Source organism: Anaerococcus rubeinfantis (genome assembly GCF_001487145.1).
Classification (GTDB): Bacteria; Bacillota; Clostridia; order Tissierellales; family Peptoniphilaceae; genus Anaerococcus; species Anaerococcus rubeinfantis.
In genome coordinates this window covers 905,038-922,917 of sequence record NZ_LN913016.1, presented here as the reverse complement: position 1 = coordinate 922,917, position 17,880 = coordinate 905,038, and the positions used below count along the sequence as shown (strand labels likewise).

At 28.5% G+C, this 17,880-nt stretch carries 15 protein-coding genes and 1 riboswitch; of the genes, 10 read left to right on the top strand and 5 right to left on the bottom strand.

Annotated features, from left to right (window positions below):
* Nucleotides 1–213: 213 nt before the first annotated feature.
* The 7 genes from asnB (at nucleotide 214) to thiC (ending at nucleotide 10,219) form a co-directional block, all read left to right on the top strand.
* Entirely contained in the window at nucleotides 214–2,076 is a 1,863-nt protein-coding gene (gene asnB, locus BN3265_RS05340) for an asparagine synthase (glutamine-hydrolyzing) (RefSeq protein WP_058990520.1), read from the top strand.
* A gap of 298 nt (nucleotides 2,077–2,374) precedes the next feature.
* A complete protein-coding gene (locus tag BN3265_RS05335; RefSeq protein ID WP_058990519.1) occupies nucleotides 2,375–3,787 on the top strand; it encodes an alanine/glycine:cation symporter family protein in 1,413 nt (470 codons plus the stop codon).
* 98 nt (nucleotides 3,788–3,885) lie between these two features.
* Nucleotides 3,886–4,055: riboswitch (Lysine riboswitch) on the top strand.
* Nucleotides 4,056–4,142: 87 nt separating this feature from the next.
* Nucleotides 4,143–5,735 carry a Na+/H+ antiporter NhaC family protein gene (locus BN3265_RS05330; RefSeq protein WP_058990518.1) on the top strand — a complete coding sequence of 531 codons (1,593 nt, stop codon included), beginning with the start codon at nucleotides 4,143–4,145 and terminating at the stop codon, nucleotides 5,733–5,735.
* A gap of 156 nt (nucleotides 5,736–5,891) precedes the next feature.
* On the top strand, nucleotides 5,892–7,304 hold the full coding sequence (locus BN3265_RS05325; RefSeq protein WP_058990517.1) for an alanine/glycine:cation symporter family protein: 1,413 nt from the start codon (nucleotides 5,892–5,894) through the stop codon (nucleotides 7,302–7,304).
* 115 nt (nucleotides 7,305–7,419) lie between these two features.
* Nucleotides 7,420–8,376, top strand: a complete 957-nt coding sequence (locus BN3265_RS05320) for an L-lactate dehydrogenase (RefSeq protein ID WP_058990516.1) — start codon at nucleotides 7,420–7,422, stop codon at nucleotides 8,374–8,376.
* Nucleotides 8,369–8,701, top strand: coding sequence for a hypothetical protein (locus BN3265_RS05315; protein ID WP_058990515.1), 333 nt, complete (start codon nucleotides 8,369–8,371; stop codon nucleotides 8,699–8,701). Before BN3265_RS05320 ends, BN3265_RS05315 begins: the two co-directional genes overlap by 8 nt.
* Nucleotides 8,702–8,923: 222 nt before the next feature.
* Nucleotides 8,924–10,219, top strand: a complete 1,296-nt coding sequence (thiC, locus tag BN3265_RS05310; protein WP_058990514.1) for a phosphomethylpyrimidine synthase ThiC — start codon at nucleotides 8,924–8,926, stop codon at nucleotides 10,217–10,219.
* A gap of 29 nt (nucleotides 10,220–10,248) precedes the next feature.
* Here the strand turns inward: thiC and BN3265_RS05305 are convergent, their stop codons facing one another.
* The 4 genes from BN3265_RS05305 to BN3265_RS05290 form a co-directional block, all read right to left on the bottom strand.
* Nucleotides 10,249–10,920 carry a YjjG family noncanonical pyrimidine nucleotidase gene (locus tag BN3265_RS05305; RefSeq protein WP_058990513.1) on the bottom strand — a complete coding sequence of 224 codons (672 nt, stop codon included), beginning with the start codon at nucleotides 10,918–10,920 and terminating at the stop codon, nucleotides 10,249–10,251.
* Entirely contained in the window at nucleotides 10,917–12,254 is a 1,338-nt protein-coding gene (locus BN3265_RS05300; RefSeq protein WP_058990512.1) for an MATE family efflux transporter, read from the bottom strand. Before BN3265_RS05300 ends, BN3265_RS05305 begins: the two co-directional genes overlap by 4 nt.
* A gap of 127 nt (nucleotides 12,255–12,381) precedes the next feature.
* A complete protein-coding gene (locus BN3265_RS05295) occupies nucleotides 12,382–14,265 on the bottom strand; it encodes a heavy metal translocating P-type ATPase (RefSeq protein ID WP_058990511.1) in 1,884 nt (627 codons plus the stop codon).
* Between the two features lie 9 nt (nucleotides 14,266–14,274).
* On the bottom strand, nucleotides 14,275–14,493 hold the full coding sequence (locus tag BN3265_RS05290) for a hypothetical protein (RefSeq protein WP_058990510.1): 219 nt from the start codon (nucleotides 14,491–14,493) through the stop codon (nucleotides 14,275–14,277).
* Nucleotides 14,494–14,640: 147 nt separating this feature from the next.
* Between BN3265_RS05290 and BN3265_RS05285 the strand changes: the two genes are divergently transcribed.
* Nucleotides 14,641–14,976 (top strand): ArsR/SmtB family transcription factor, encoded by a 336-nt coding sequence (locus BN3265_RS05285; RefSeq protein WP_058990509.1) that lies wholly within the window; start codon nucleotides 14,641–14,643, stop codon nucleotides 14,974–14,976.
* 62 nt (nucleotides 14,977–15,038) lie between these two features.
* On the opposite strand, the gene ypfJ is transcribed toward BN3265_RS05285, so the two are convergent.
* The gene (gene ypfJ, locus BN3265_RS05280) at nucleotides 15,039–15,899 is read right to left on the bottom strand and encodes a KPN_02809 family neutral zinc metallopeptidase (protein WP_058990508.1); all 861 of its coding nucleotides are present in this window, start codon (nucleotides 15,897–15,899) and stop codon (nucleotides 15,039–15,041) included.
* Between the two features lie 124 nt (nucleotides 15,900–16,023).
* Here ypfJ and BN3265_RS05275 point away from each other — a divergent pair, with 124 nt between their 5' ends.
* Nucleotides 16,024–16,851 carry an exodeoxyribonuclease III gene (locus tag BN3265_RS05275; RefSeq protein WP_058990507.1) on the top strand — a complete coding sequence of 276 codons (828 nt, stop codon included), beginning with the start codon at nucleotides 16,024–16,026 and terminating at the stop codon, nucleotides 16,849–16,851.
* Nucleotides 16,852–16,971: 120 nt separating this feature from the next.
* On the top strand, nucleotides 16,972–17,871 hold the full coding sequence (locus BN3265_RS05270; protein WP_058990506.1) for a diacylglycerol/lipid kinase family protein: 900 nt from the start codon (nucleotides 16,972–16,974) through the stop codon (nucleotides 17,869–17,871).
* The last annotated feature ends 9 nt before the right edge of the window (nucleotides 17,872–17,880 follow it).

The window sequence follows — 17,880 nt, the reverse complement described above, 5'->3', positions numbered from 1 at the left end:
TATATTAGATTTTATTTTATTTATTAGTTTAATTGGCACAATATAATAAATTTATATTGGTCAAATATCGAAAATTATTTATAGCAATAATTGCTATAAATTAATCTATATTTAAGCGAACTTTGTAGCTTTAATTAATTGACAACAAAAATAATTTGCTGTATATTGAAAGACATAGTTAATATATATAAAAAATATAGAGAGGAGTAGAGTATGTGTGGATTTGTTGGATTTTACTCTAATAAAGAATATGATAAATCAGTTATAGAGAATATGAGTCAAAAAATTGAACATAGAGGGCCAGATAGTTCCGGATACTTTTTAGATGAAAAAGTAAAAATAGGTTTTAGAAGGCTTAGTTTTGTAGATGTAAAATGTGGAGAACAGCCAATTTCAAATGAAAATGATGATATTGTGATTGTTTTTAATGGTGAAATATATAATTATCTTAATCTAAGAAAAGATTTAATAGAGAAGGGTTATAAATTTAAAACTAAGACTGATACAGAAGTAATTTTACTTGGCTATCAAGAATATGGCATTGAAGGTATTCTTTCAAAATTAAGAGGAATGTTTGCTTTTACAATCTATGATAAGAGAGAAAATAAAATAATAGGTGCAAGAGATCACTTTGGAATTAAACCATATTATTACTGTAATTATCCAGATAATTCAACATTTTTATTTTCTTCTGAAATAAAATCTTTTTTAGCCTTTCCTGATTTTAAAAAAGAAGTCAACGATAGAGCTCTAAAAAATTATTTAGTATTTCAATACAATCCTCTTGAAGAAACTTTTTTCAAAAATGTTATGAAACTAAAAGCGGGTCATTATTTTATTTATGAAAATGGAAATTTAAATATAAACAGATTTTTCAAGCCGGAATTTGACTATATTGATGAGAGTGAATCAGAAGTTGTAAAAAGAATTGATGATGCCGTTCAAGAATCAGTAGCTGCTCATAAAACAGGAGAATTTGAAATTGGTAGCTTTCTTTCAGGTGGTGTTGATTCAAGCTATATTGTTGCATCAACAGTTCCAAATAAAACATTTAGTGTAGGATTTGATATGAAAGGGCTTGACAATCCAGATTTCAATGAAACTAATTTAGCTAAAAAATTATCTAGTATATTAAATATCGAAAATTTTTCAAAAACAATTTCAAAAGAAGAATTTTTTGAAGGAATAAATAAAGTACAATATTTTTCTGATGAACCACACGCAAACTTATCTTCCGTTCCTTTATATTTTCTATCAAAATTAGCAAGTGAACACGTAAAAGTAGTATATTCAGGTGAAGGTGCAGACGAATTGTTTGGTGGTTATTATGAATATTATGATAATCTATTATCACGTATTTATAAAAAATTACCTTTTTCACTAAGAAGATATATTTATGAAAAAACTAAAGATAAGCCACACTTTAAGGGTCAATACATTGTAAATAAGCATGGAAGAAAAGTTGAGGATAGATTTATAGGTCAAGCATTTATAATGGATGATGATACAGCAAATTCTTTATTAAAAGAAAAATATAAAAATAATACTAAAGCAACTGATTTAACAAAAAAATATTTTGATGATGTCAAAGATATGGATGATATAACAAAATATTTATATCTTGATATGAATATGTGGTTAGTAGAAGATATTTTATTAAAAGCTGACAAGATGACCATGGCAAATTCTTTGGAACTTAGAGTACCTTTTTTAGATATAAAAATGTGGGATGTTGCAAGAAGTATTCAACCAAAATATAAAGTGAAAAATGGAAAAACAAAATATGCATTCAGGAAAGCAAGTATGACTAAAATTCCTGAAGAGTGCTCAAAAAGGAAAAAAGTTGGATTTGTAGTGCCATTTTCAAAGTGGGTTAAAGAAGAAAAATATTACAATATGATTAAAGATACTTTTAATGAGCCTTTTGTTGATGAGTTTTTTGATAAGGATAAAATTTTAGAATTACTTGACAAACATTACAAAGGTATATCTAATGAAGGCAGAAAAATATACACTATATATACATTTTTGGTATGGTACAAAATTTATTTTTTAAATGATGGATTAGCAGCTTAGAATAAATATTTTTATTTTCATACAAAAACAATTTTATTATAAAAGTAAATTAAAAACTTCTGATTCGCTAAATTTAGCTAATTAGAAGTTTTTTTATCTTAGAAATAAATTTAATAAAAAAATCTTAGGAATAATTTATCTGTTAATTTTTAAATAGATGGGAAAGTTATTTAAGGATATTTTTAATATTATAATTTTTAATTTAAATTTACTCAAAATTTATTTTATGATATAATTTTACTAAATTATCAATACTTTAATGCAAGCTTGTATTATTGTGTTAAATTTAGGAGGGAATATGTTAGTAAAAATTAGTAAATTTATTGGACCTATTAATAGTGTTCTTTATTATCCAATTTTAATAATTTTGCTTCTTGCGATTGGAATTTATTTTACATTTAGAACTAAATTCTTGCAAGTTAGATTATTAAAAGAGGCTATAAACGTTGTAATGGAAAAACCGGAAGAAGAAGGTTCTGTTTCATCTTTTCAAGCTTTGATGGTTTCTACTGCATCTAGGGTTGGTTCTGGAAATATTGTAGGAATTTCTACGGCGATTTGTCTTGGTGGATACGGTGCTGTTTTTTGGATGTGGATTGTTGCAATAATTGGTGGAGCAAGTGCTTTTATTGAATCAACTCTTGCTCAAATTTATAAAAAAAGAGATGAAAATAATAAATCTTATGGTGGCCCTGCTTATTACATTGAACAAGGTTTAAAATCTAGAAAATTGGGAATTGTTTTTGCTATAAGTTTAATTTTAACTTATGCAATTGGCTTTAATATGCTTGCATCTTTTAATCTTCAAACATCTTTTATGACTTATGAATTTTATGATCCAAACAAAACACCTTTTATTATAGGATTAATTCTTGCAATTATTACAGGGATTTGTATATTTGGTGGTGGAGATAGGATAATTAAATTCACATCAACTCTTGTTCCTTTTATGGGAATTATTTATATTCTAGTTGCTCTTGTAATGATTGTTGTAAATATCTCATATTTACCAAGTGTTTTTTCACATATTTTTGAAGATGCTTTCAATTTTAAGGCGATTTTTGCAGGTCTTGCATCATCTTCTATGATGTATGGAATAAAAAGAGGACTTTACTCAAACGAAGCTGGTATTGGTTCTGCACCAAATGCAGCTGCAAGTGCAAATATTTCTCACCCTGTTAAACAAGGACTTGTTCAAATGCTATCAGTATTTATTGATACACTTTTGATCTGCTCAGCTACAGCTTTTATGTGTCTAAGTTCAGGAATTGAACCAAACGAAGCATTAAGTGGTGCGCCATATGTTCAAGAAAGTTTATCAACTTTATTAGGTGGATTTGGAAATTATTTTATTTCTTTCTCTCTTGCCTTGTTTACTTTTACAACTTTAATTGGAAATTTATTTTATGTAGATAGTAACCTTTCTTATATAAATAAAAAAACTCCATCAAAAACTTTTATGACAATTTTTAGAATATTTGCAATTGTTGTAATAATGTTGGGAGCAATGAGTGAGGTTAAACTTGCGTGGGATGTGTCAGATTTATTAATGGGTATTATGGCTTTAATAAATCTTCCTTCAATTTTATTATTATCTAAAAAAGCAATAAATTGTCTTAAAGATTATGAAAATCAAAAATCTAAAGGAAAAAATCCAGTATTTAAATCAAAAAATATTGGTATAAATGAGAAACTCGATTATTGGAATTAATTTCAAAAAAATAAATAATTTTTAATCACTAGCTTATTAAAGTTTGTTGCAATTTGACAAAAAATGCGAATAATGGTAGGATTTTTATTGCAATTGAAAAGCTTGATAGAGGAGCGGAAAACATTAGTAAAATATTTTTTATGGGAATTGGAAATATTTGAAAGGGTGATTCACCGAGGGATTTTAAGTTTGCCCAGAGCTTAAGGTTACCGGGACGATTGGAGAATATCTGTCGGACTGCCAATTTTTTTGGTGAGCTGTCGTGGTTTATAATTATTATATATTTATATTTTATATTTAAGTCATGGCATTTGTCATGACTTTTTTTGCAATTTAAATCGAGAGGAGTTTTAAAATGAACAAGAAAAGAAAATTACCACAGCTTTTGGTAATTTCTTTAGTACCCATTATAGTTTCAATATTTATTGTAGGAAGTGGTATTGAAACATATGCAAGTATTTGGGCTTTACTTCCGCCAGTTGTAGCTATAGTTATGGCTCTTATAACAAAGGAAGTATATTCTTCACTTTTTTTGGGGATAGTGATTGGAGCAATTTTAGGATCTAAAAAATCTATTGCTATATTTTTAGACAATGTAGTTGTAAAAGGCTTAACAGAATCAATTTCTCAAACTTCAGGAATTTTTATTTTCTTAATTGTTTTGGGAATATTGGTGGTTTTAATAAATCAATCAGGAGGCTCCAGAGCTTTTGGCCAGTGGGCCGATAAAAAAATAAAATCAAGAAAGGGCTCACAACTTGCAACATATTGCTTGTGTTTGATGCTTTTTATAGATGATTATTTTAATTGCCTTACTTCAGGATCTGTTATGAAACCAATCACAGATTCTCACAAGATTTCTAGGGCAAAGCTTGCCTATCTTATTGATGCTACGGCAGCACCAATTTGTATGATTGCCCCAATTTCATCATGGGCTGCGGCAGTATCGGGTTATGCTCAGGGAACAGGTCTTTCAGGAATAGAATTATTTATTAGGGCAATTCCTTATAATTTTTATTCACTTTTAACTTTGTGTTTTGTTATATCTTTAATATTGTTTGGAAATGACTATGGCCCAATGAAAGAATTTGAAGATAGGGCAATAAATGATGGAGATTTAGGTCACATAGTAGATTCAAATGTAAGTGCAGAAGATGGACATCCAAATGGAAAAGTTTTGGACTTAGTTTTTCCGATTTTAAGTCTAATTATTATTTCAGTTCTATGCTTAATTCACATTGGTGGATTTTTTGATAAATCTAGTGAATTTTATATGGATTTTGTAAATTCATTTGCAAATACTGATTCAACAGTTGCCCTACCAATGGGAGCAATTATTTCCTTAATTATAACTATTATTTATTTTCTTGTAAGAAAAGTAATAAGTTTTGAAAAATCAATGGATGCAATTCCAGAAGGATTTCAATCAATGGTTCCAGCAATTTTAATTTTAACTATGGCAACAAGCCTTAAAAACATTTCAAATGATTTATTAGGTTCTACAAAATTTGTTGGAAATCTTATGGAAAATGCAGCGAGCGATCTAAGTACATTTTTGCCAGCAGTAATTTTTGTTGTAGCAATTTTATTGGCTTTTGCAACTGGTACAAGTTGGGGAACTTTTGGAATTTTGATTCCAATTGTAGCATCAATGTTTGATCCGACTGATCCATTATTTTTCATTGGAATTTCTGCTTGCCTTTCAGGAGCAGTTTGTGGAGATCATATTTCTCCAATTTCAGATACAACTATAATGTCATCAGCTGGAGCAGGATGTCTTCATGTTGATCATGTAAGAACTCAGCTACCATATGGAATAACAGTTGCTAGCATTGCGACAATTTCATTTATAATTGCAGGCTTTACTCATTCAGCCTTGATTTCTTTAGCTTTTGGAGTAGTTGCAATAATTATATTTATGATATTTTTGAAAAATAAAAATAAATAGAAAAAATTAATAGATCTTATGCAAAATTTTTGTTTAATGATTTTGCGTAAGGTCTTTTTTAATGAATAAAACATTTACAAGTTGGATTAATCAAGTATAATTAGTTTTTAGCAAAAAAATAATAATATATAGACATTTGCAAGAAAGAGAGGATTTATGTTTATATTAGATAATATAATAGATATTGCTGATTTTTTATGGAGCAATATTATCGGCTATGTTTTGCTGGGAGTTGGGCTGTATTATACAATTAGATTAGGCTTTCCACAAATTAAATATGCTAAAGATATAAAAGATGTTTTGAAGAAAAATTTGAAAAGTGATGACAATGTTTCAGGATTTGGTGCCTTGGCAGCAGCTGTTGGTGGACAAGTTGGAACAGGATCATTAGTTGGAGTAGCATCAGCTCTTGTTGCTGGTGGACCAGGTGCAATTTTTTGGATGTGGGTTACTTCAATTTTAGGAATGGTAATTACTTTTGCAGAAACAGTTTTAGGTCAAGTTTATAGGGTGAAATTATCTGATGGAACCTATAGAGGGGGCCCTGCTTATTATATTAGAAATGGTTTAGGTAAAAAAGTTTTAGGAATTATTACTGCATTTTTGTACATAATTGGTGTAGGACTTTGTATAGCCTTTATGCAAACAAATTCTATTGCCAAGGGTTTTCAAGGTGTAATTGAATTTAACCCAATAATCGTAGGAGCAGTAGTTACTATTTTAGCTGGAATCATAACAATTGGTGGAGTAAAAAGACTTACTAAAGTTACAGGATTTTTGGTTCCAATTATGGCAGCTTTTTATGTTCTAGTTGTTTTTATAATTATAATAACAAATATTACAAAAATTCCTACAGTTTTTGCACTAATTTTCAAATCAGCTTTTAGTCCACAAGCTGCAGTTGGCGGAATAATTGGTCACAGTGTAATGGATGCTTTTAGAAATGGTGTTGCAAGAGGATTGTTCTCAAATGATGCTGGTAATGGTATTGCAGGTATTATGCATTCATCAGCAGATGTCGATCATCCTGCAGAACAAGGATTTTTGGGAATGTTTGGAACATTTGTTACAACTTGTATAATTTGTACTCTTACAGCTTTTGCAATTTTATTAACTGGAGTTTTGGGAAATGGATCTGATGGAATTAATCTTGTTCAAGATGCTTTCTCATATGAAATTGGTTATGTAGGAAGATGGGTTGTTGCACTAGCTATGGCATTTTTTGGATTTACAACTTTAATTGCCGATTTATTTTATGGTGAAGCAAATATAATCCATATTTTTAAAGACAAATACAAAATACCACTTTGGATTTATAGACTTTTTGCAGCAGTAATGTTTATAGTTTCTACAAAAATGTCTCTTGAAATTGTTTGGGGACTTATAGATGTATTTGTGGGAATTTTAGTATTTATTAACGTAATCACCTTAATATTTTTATTCAAATCTGTAAAGACAGTTTTGGATGACTACGAAGACCAAAAACAAAAAGGAAAAAAACCTGTTTGGAATAAGGAAGATAATGTTCTTTATTCAGATGAGGGTGAATATAAAAATTTTGAAATATAATTTAGTCCTAGTTTATCTAGGGCTTTTTTATTTGGAAAATCTTAAAATAATTTATTATTTTTATTTATCTACAATAAAAGTATAATAAGCTTAGAAATAATACATGGAGGTATTTATGAATAAGTTAGGTAGAAAAGTTGTTTTAATTGGAAGTGGATATGTAGGATCATCATATGCTTATGCTTTGGTAAATTCTGGTCTTGCTACAAGTCTTTCAATTATTGATATTGAAAAAGAAAAGGCTGTTGCAGATGTAAATGATTTAATGGATGCAAGTTGCAAAACAGAATCTCCAACTTTGGTTAAAGAAGGAGTTTATGAAGATTGCAAAGATGCTGATTTAGTAGTTTTATGCTATGGAAATAGCCAAAAAAATCTTACAAACAGACTTGATGATATAAAAATTGCAACTAGGATGGTTCTTGATACAATTCCAAAAGTTATTGAAAATGGTTATGATGGAGTAATTTTGCTTGCAACAAATCCGGTTGATGTTATTTCAAAAGTAGTACAAAAAGTTTCAGGCCTTCCTCATAATAAAATTGTTGGAAGTGGAACAAATCTTGATACTGCAAGGTTCATTCAATATTTGGCAAAAGAAGTAAATTGTAATCCAAAAGATGTTGAGGCATATGTAATAGGAGAACATGGAAATTCATCAGTTGCTTTGTGGTCAAATGCAAGGATTAAGGGAATTTCTATTGATAAATTTTTAGATAATATTGAAGATGAAGATAAATTTAAAGAAGAAGTTTCTGAAAATATTAGGGACAAGGCTTTTCAAATTATAAAAGGAAAAGGTGCTACTCATTTTGGGATAGCAAATTGCTTGGTTGATTTTACAAGGGCAATTTTACTTGATGAAAAAAGAATTATTATGACTTCAGCTTTTCTTGATGGGGAATATAATAATAAGGGTTTATACACAGGGGTTCCAGCAGTTATTGGAGCAAATGGATGTGAGAAAATTCTTGAGATGGAAATTTCTGACAAAGAACAAAAAATGTTTGATAAATCATGTAAGGACCTTGAAGAAAATTATAAATTAGCAAAAGAGGTTTTAGGTGAATAAACTATATTATAAATATTTTCTTTATGGAGTTTGTGATATAATTATTTGTTTTTTTCTTTACAAAACTATTAATATTTATGCTGGACTTTTTGGATTATTTTTATCTAATTTGTCCAAGGCATTTTATGAAAAATCTTTTTATAAAAATATAGATAAGTTTAAAAGCTTGGCAAAAAATTCTAATTTAAGTTTCAAAGAATTATCAGATATTTGCAAAATGGATGAATATGATATAAAAATTCTTCTTGGAAATGAAAATAAGGGATTTAAAGCAGAAAATATAAATAAAGCTATAAAAAATTTAGAAAATTATTTAAATAAATAAATAGGGTCATATTATTATGGCTCTATTTTTTTGTAAAAATTTAAGCTTTATTTTACTTAATTTGTTTTTTTTAATATAATGGTAATTGTAAATTAATGATCTATGGGAGCTATGTGCTGAGAGGAAGTTCGACTTCGACCATCAAACCGGACAGGATAATGCCTGCAAGGGATGAAGCATATTTATTCTCCTATAAGTAATTTTAGGAGGTTTTTTTAATTTATGAAGTATAAGACACAGATGGAAGCTGCAAAACATGGTTTTGTAACTGAAGAAATGAAAATTGTTGCCAAAAAAGAAAACGTTAGTGAAGAATTTCTTTTAGAAAAAATTGCCAAAGGTGAAATTGTAATTCCAAGAAATAAAAATCACAATTCCATTTCCCCAGAAGGAATTGGTACAGGATTAAAGACAAAAATAAATGTAAATTTGGGAATTTCAAAAGACTTAAATGACCTTGATCTTGAGATGCAAAAAGTTGATATGGCTCTTAAAATGGGAGCTGAATCAATTATGGATTTATCAAATTATGGTAAAACTCAAGAATTTAGAAAAAGATTGATTGAAAAATCTACTGCAATGATTGGGACTGTTCCTATGTATGATGCTGTTGGATTTTTGGATAAGGGTCTAAGTTTTATAAAAGCCCATGAATTTTTGGATGTAGTAAGAAATCACGCTGAAAACGGAGTTGATTTTGTTACAATTCATTGTGGAATTAATAATGCTAATGCAGAAATTTTTATGAGAAATAGAAGGATAAATGAAATTGTATCTCGTGGTGGATCACTTTTATTTGGTTGGATGAAAATGAATGATAGGGAAAATCCATTCTACGAATATTATGATGAACTTTTGGATATTTTAAGAGAATATGATGTTACCTTATCACTTGGAGATTCTTTAAGACCAGGTGGAATTCATGATGCAACAGATCCTGCTCAAATTGCAGAATTAATCACCTTAGGTGAGCTTACAAAAAGAGCTTGGGAGAAGGATGTTCAAGTTATTATTGAAGGACCAGGACACGTTCCAATTAATGATATTGAAATGAATATGAAGCTTGAAAAAAAATTGTGTCATAATGCACCATTTTATGTTTTGGGACCTTTGGTTTGTGATATTGCTCCAGGATATGACCATATTACAAGTGCAATAGGAGGAGCAATTGCGGCAAGTCACGGGGCAGATTTCCTTTGCTATGTAACTCCAGCAGAACATTTAAAACTTCCAGATGTGGATGATGTTAAAGAAGGAATTGTTGCAGCAAAAATTGCAGCTCATGCAGGCGATATTGCAAAATTAAAAGATGCAAGAAAATGGGATCTTGAAATGAGTAAGAAAAGACAAAAACTTGATTGGGAAGGAATGTTTGAACTTGCAATCGATCCTGAAAAATGTAGAGAGTACAGAGCATCTTCAAATCCAGAAGAAGAGGAAACATGTACTATGTGTGGGGCAATGTGCTCAGCTAGAAATATGAATTTAATTCTTGAAGGAAAAGATATAAAATTATAGAATTAAAAAGTGCGAGTTTGTCGCACTTTTTATAATATATTTTTAATTTCAGATAAATTTTTTACTTGGTAAGTGAAGCTTTTATCTGAAATTTTTTTGTTCTCTTTATTAAAATAAATAGATTTGATTTTTGAATTTTTTGCACCAATTATGTCAGATTTTATACTATCTCCAATCATTATTAAATCATCGTTTGAATATTTTGTAATGTCCATTATTTTTTTAAAAAATCTTTTATCTGGTTTTTCATAGCCAATTTTATCTGATACAAAAATATCTGTGAAATATTTATAAAGATTTGATTTTTTTATCCTATTTAACTGCATATCATAAAGGCCGTTACTTGCAGCATAAATTTGATATTTATTCGATAAATAATATAACAAATCTTCAATCCCATCTACCATCTCGACTTCATCATATAGAAATTCTACAAATAAATCGTTAAATATCTTTTTTTCTATATCAAGTTTAAAATATTTACTCATCATATTTGATCTGTGGGTAAAAACTTCCTCAATATTAATTTCTCCCAATTTTTGCTTACTCCACAAAATATCATTTACCTTATTAAAATAAGAAAAATCTTTTTCTTTATAGGATAAATCTAGTTTTTTTAAAGTTTTTTTAAAGGCATTTTTAGAACATTTTTCAAAATCAAAAATTGTATCATCAATATCTATTAAAACTGCTTTAATCATATTAATAACTTGAAATCCTTTCTTTTTATTAGTTGATAATAGGTAAAGGAAATAATAAAGTTTGAAAGCCATCCCAAAGGGACTGCATACCAAACCATAGCAATTCCATATTTTGGTGCCAATATTTTTGCAAGTACTACTCTAATAAATAAATTTATAATATTTGAACTTGTAAAAACTTTCACATCACCAATTCCTCTTAAAACCCCATCGACAGCCATTTTTAATCCGACAAATGAGAAGAAAAAAGCTATAAATTTTAGGTAAGCTTGACCAGTATCAACTGATAATTTTGAAGCATTTTTATTTAAAAACATTGAAATTATTTGGTGATAATTGAGTCTTAGGTATATACAAATAATAATAGATATAGTAATTACCATTAGCATAGATATCCTTAAGCCTTTTTTTATTCTTTCTAATTTTTTTGCTCCAAGATTTTGAGAGCTAAAAGCACTTGTAGCATTTCCTATTGCATTCATTGGAACTATACAAAGTGTTTCAACTCTTAATGCCGCTGAAAAACCTGCTAATATTTCTGTACCAAAAGAATTTACTACAGATTGGACTAAAACTTGTCCAATAGTGACTGTAGATTGTTGTATGATTGAAGGAATTGCAAGATGTGCCATATTACTTAATTCTTTAAAACTAAATATTCCTATAGATTTTATTTTGAAATTTTTGATTAATTTTAGAAAAACAATTAAAGAAAAAATAGAGGAAATACCTTGGGCAAGTAAGGTTGCGTAGGCTGCTCCTTTAATTCCAAAATTTAAATCTCTTACAAAATAAACATCCAAAAAAACATTTAAAGTCGATGAAAAAATCAAAAAATACAAGGGGATTTTTGATTCTCCCAATGAATTAAAAAGTGAGGATATTATATTGTACATAAATAAAAATGGAAGTCCATAAAAATATATGTCAAGATATATAATTGCAAGGTCTAGAACTTCTTCGGGAGTATTTAAAAGTAAGAGTATTTCTTTTGAAAATTTCAAGCCAAAAAGGGAAAGAAGGATTGAAAGTATTAAAAAAGAGATAATCGCAGTATATATAGCAAGTTTCATTCTAGGATAATATTTTTTGCCAAAATATCTAGAAATTGCAACACTTGCTCCAACACCGCCACCAATTGCTATACAAATAAAAATTGTAGTAAGAGCAAATGATGCACCAATTGATGCTAGGGCCTTTTCTCCAACAAATTTTCCCACAACAGCAGAATCTACTATTGTATATATTTGTTGAAAAAAACTAGCTATTATCATTGGTATAGAAAATTTTACTAGAGCTTTGCTCGGGGATTGATCAATCAAATAGTTATTCATAAATATCTTTTCCTTTGTGTAATCTAGTAAAGTATAAAGCTTAAAAAAAATTATGTCAAATTGGACAAAATAAAAGCACAAAGAAAAACTTTGCACTTTTATAAAAATTATTATTTAATTTATTAACTTATTTTAAATACATACATCTCATAGCATTTAAAACAGCTATAATAGTTACGCCAACATCAGCAAAAATTGCAGCCCACATTGATGTTAGTCCAAGTGCTCCGAGAATTAAAACTATAATTTTCACTCCAATAGAAAAATATATGTTTTCTTTTACAATTCTTAGGCATTTTTTTGAAATTTTTATTGCCGTTGGAATTTTTCCAGGATCATCGTCCATTAAAACAACATCAGCAGCCTCTATTGCTGCATCTGAGCCCATAGCTCCCATGGCAATTCCTATATCAGCTCGAGTTAGAGCAGGGGCATCATTTATTCCATCACCAACAAAGGCAATTTTTTTATTTTCATCATCTTTTTTATCCAAAATTTCATCAAGAATTTTTACCTTGTCTTGAGGAAGTAATTCGCTGTAAAATTCATCCAAAGATAAATTTTTTGCAACATTTTCTCCAACTTCTTTTGAATCCCCAGTAAGCATAATTGTTTTGCTTATATTATTTTTTTTCAAATCACAAATAGCTTTTTTTGAATTTTCTTTTATTGTATCTGATATTACAATGTGACCTTGGTAAACATTATTTATTGCAAGATGAATTATGGTTCCAATTTTTTCACAAGCTTTCCATTCTATATTAAATTTATCCATTAATTTTGAATTTCCAAGGTAGACCACATCACCATTTACTTTTGCACTTATTCCATAGCCTGAAATTTCTTTTATATCACTAACCTTACAATCATCCTTTTCATTTGGATAGGCTTTTCTCAAAGAATCTGCAATAGGGTGGGTTGAATATCTTTCAACGTGACTTGCTATATGAAGAAGTTCTTCTTTAGATAATTTTTCTGGATGAACAGCTGTTACTTCAAAAGTTCCCTTTGTCAAGGTTCCAGTTTTATCAAAAATAATTTGGTCAACATTTGATAAAACTTCCATGAAATTTGATCCCTTTACAAGAATTCCCTTTTTGCTTGCAGATCCAATTCCTGCAAAAAATGAAAGAGGAATTGAAATAACCAAGGCACATGGGCAAGATATAATTAAAAATATCAAAGCCCTATAAATCCAAGATGAAAAATTTGGACTATTTCCCATAAAAAATGAAAATATTCCTGGTAAAAATGCCAAAGCTAGGGCGAGATATACAACTACTGGTGTATAAATTCTTGCAAATTTTGTAATAAAATCCTCAGATTTTGATTTTCTTTCTGATGCATCTTCAATTAATTCTAAAACTTTTGTAACGGTAGATTCTCCAAATTCTTTTGTAGTTTTAATTTTTAATAAACCATTTAAATTAATTGATCCTGAATATATTTCAGATCCTTCTCTTACATCCTTTGGAACAGACTCACCTGTCAAGGCTTTTGTATCAAGTGAAGATTGTCCATCAATTACAATTCCATCTAAAGGAACTTTTTCTCCAGGCTTAATTACAATTGTTGATCCAATTTCAACATCGTCTGGATCAACTTCTTCTATATTTCCATTTTCATCTTCAATATTTGCAAAATCTGGAGCTATATCCATAAGATCTGCAATAGATTTTCTGCTTTTACCAACAGCATATGATTGGAAAAATTCTCCAATTTGATAAAAAAGCATAACAGCAACAGCTTCCACAAAATCCCCACTTTTTGTATAAAAAGCAAGAATTATTGCTCCAATTGTTGCAATAGACATCAAAAGAGATTCATCAAAAGCCTGTTTATTTTTAATTCCATTAAAAGCCTCAAGTAAAACGTCATATCCAACCAAAAGATAGGAAATTAAATACATTATACTTGTAAAAATATTATTAAAATTTAGAAAATGTAGGATAATTAAGATTAAGGCTGATAAGATTATCCTAGATAAATTTTTCTTTTGTTTTTTAGTCATGATTTTTCCTTAAAAATAAATCTCACAGTCTTTTTCAATTTTTCTGCAATTTGTTAAAACATTTTTCATGACTTCTTTTTCATCTACACCATCTTCAAATGTTACTTTCATTTTTAACATCATAAAATTAATGGTGCAGTCTTTGACTCCATTTGTATTTTTTGCTTCAATTTCCATTTTATTTGCACATGAAGGGCAATCCACTTCAATTTTGTATGATTTTTTCATAAATTTCTCCTTTAAAAATATTTACGATTAAACATTCATTTAATTGTATCTAAGTTCATAATACAAGAGTCCTTATAAAAAGTCAAGATTAAATAATTATTTAATTGTTTTTTGATTTTGTGGTAAAGTATTATTAAGGAGAGAAAAATGAAACTACCACACAAACATCATAAAAACGATGATAAAATTGATTTTTTATTAGAAGAAAATAAGGCTGATGATATTTCTAAAGCTTTTAAACAATTAGGAGATCCAAAAAGGCTTCAAATATTTTGGCTTTTGTGCCACAGAAAAGAATGTGTAATAAATATTGCTGCAATTATGAACATGTCATCTCCAGCAGTAAGCCATCATTTAAAAATTTTAAAAAATGCAGGACTTATTATTTCAAATAGAGAAGGAAAAGAAATGTTTTACAAGGCCAATGATAATAAACTTAGTGAATTTATGTATAATATTATTTTAAAAAGTAAAAATTTATAACAAAGGAGCCTTTAAAATTATGGTTTGATTTCATAATTTTAAAAGACTCCTTTGTTTTTTATTTAATTTATATTTATTTGAATTTTGTATTCTAAATTTTTGTAAAAATCCATAGAGTGTTCAATATCATGATATTTATATCCCATATCAAAAGCATTTTTTCTATCCTTACTTGAACCATGGGTAAATTTATCTGGATTTATATTTGATCCTGACATTTTTTGAATTTTATCATCACCAATTGATGAAGCTGCTCGCATCGCTTCTTCTATATCTCCTGCTTCCAAATATCCTTTTTCTTTTGAATAGTAAGCATATACTCCTGCAAAATAATCAGCTTGCAATTCTTGAGCAACTGAATATTTGTTGTATTCTCTTTCTGGCAATTCCTTTTGAAGTTGTTGAGTTTGATTTAAAATTCCCAATTCGTTTTGAACATGATGACCAACTTCGTGGGCAAGCACATAAGCAAAAGCAAAATCACCTCCAGCTCCAAAAGTATTTTTTAATTCATCATAAAAAGATACATCAATATAAACAGCCTGATCGAGAGGACAATAAAATGGTCCCATACCAGATTGCGCTATCCCACAAGCTGATTTTGTAGAACCAGTATAAAGAGTCATATTTGGTTCATTGTAAGTTAAATTATATTCTTGAAATTTTTCGTGCCACATATCTTCAGTATCTGCAAGAACAACTGATAAAAAATCTTCTAATTCTTTTTGTCCTTCAGAGATTTTTTCCTCGTACTGACTGTTTTGTCCTTGATCAACATTTTGATTATTTATAACAGATGGATCCGCACCTAAAAAATAAAGAACTAAGACTAAAATTAATCCCCCAATTCCTCCACCAAAAGCAATGGGTGCACTAGAACCTCTATTTACATTGGAACTTTTTCTTCTATTTTTCCATTTCATATTAACCTCCAAAATTATCTCTAATAAAATAATACCCTAAATGTAGTTTAATATTTTATAAATTGTAATATTTTAAAGTATTGGTAAAATATTTGTAATAATGAGTAAAAGAAAAGGAGAATAAATGAAGTTTATTTCATGGAATATAGATTCCCTAAACGCTGCTCTTACAAGCGATTCAAATAGGGCAAAAATGTCAAGAGAAGTTTTAAATACAATTGTAAAAGAAGATGCTGATATAATTTGTTTGCAAGAAACAAAATTACCAAGAACAGGTCCAAGCAAAAAACACAAGGAAATTTTAGAAAGTTATTTTCCAGAATATGATTACGCGTGGATAAGTTCTCAAGAACCTGCAAGAAAATCATATGCAGGCTGTATGACTCTTTACAAAAAAAATTACAAATCTCAAATCTCTTATCCAATTTTAGATGCACCAGATACAATGGATCAAGAAGCAAGGATAATTACTTTAGAATTTGAAGAATTTTATCTTACTCAAGTTTATACACCAAATGCAGGAAACGGATTAAATAGACTTTCTTTAAGAGAAATTTGGGATGAAAAATATGCAAATTATTTAGAAAATCTAGATAAAGAAAAGCCAGTAATAGCTTGTGGAGATTTTAATGTTGCCCACAAAGAAATTGACCTAAAACATCCAGAAAATAATCATGAATCAGCAGGATTTACTGATGAAGAAAGACAAGGATTTACAAATTTATTAAATAGAGGTTTTATTGATACTTTTAGGCATATACATGGAGATGTTGAAGGAAAATACACCTGGTGGGCTCAAAGAGTAAAAACAAGTAAAATTAATAATTCAGGCTGGAGAATAGATTATTTTATTGTATCAGATAGGATAAAGGAAAAAATAAAAGAATCTGATATGATAGATTCTGGAGATAGGCAAGACCATACTCCAATTTATTTAAAAATAGATATATAAAAATTTTTACAGAATATCTTTAAGACTATTTAAGAAGATATTCTGTTTTTTTATTTGATACAAAATTTGGGTATAAAATTTAAATAAGAAAAATTTTAATTACTTATTTAAGGAGAAATTATGAAAAAATGTATGATAATTGAAAATCCCAATTCTGGTGATGGTAATAATGATGAATTTATAGAAATTTTAAAGAAAAAATTAGAAGATGAATTTGACCAAGTAATAGATAAAAAAACTGAAAAAGAAAATGATGGGGAAAATTTTGCAAGAAAAGCTTGTGATGATAAATTCGATTCAATATTTGTTGTAGGTGGAGATGGTACATTCAATGAAGTTATAAATGGGGTCTCAAAAATGGAATATAGACCTAAAATAGGACTATTACCTGGAGGAACAAATAATACCTATATGCAATTAATTGGTGGATCAAATGATTTGAAAGAAGCAATAGATAATTTATCATTTGAAAAAACAAAAAAAGTCGATATAGGAAAATGCAATGACACATATTTTTCTTATTATGTATGTTTTGGAAAATTAATAGAAGCAACTACATCAACCAAATCTGAAGAAAAAGAAAAATTAGGTGGCTTTGCCTATGTTAAAAATATAATGAAAACTATTCCAAATGATGAAACTGTAAAAATAGAAATAGAATATGAAGATAAATTTTTTGAATGCGATGCATCTTTACTTTATGTAATGACAGTAAATAAAATTGGAAATTTAGAATTTTCTCAAGATGATGGAAGTTTAAGCGATGGTGAGTTAAATGTGTTCATAATGACTGAAGAGGGACTTCTATCAAAAGTAAATGCTGCAAAAGATATGTTATTTGGGAAAGTTGATGAAAATGAAAATGTAAAATCTTTCACTTGCAAAAAACTTTCTATTAAAAATCTAGAAGAAAAAGAAATTGATCTTGATATGGACGGAGAAGTAAAAGAAAAACTTCCATGTGATATTGAAATTTTAGAAAAACATATAGAAATCTATCTTCCAACCAACAATAATTAAATATAAAAC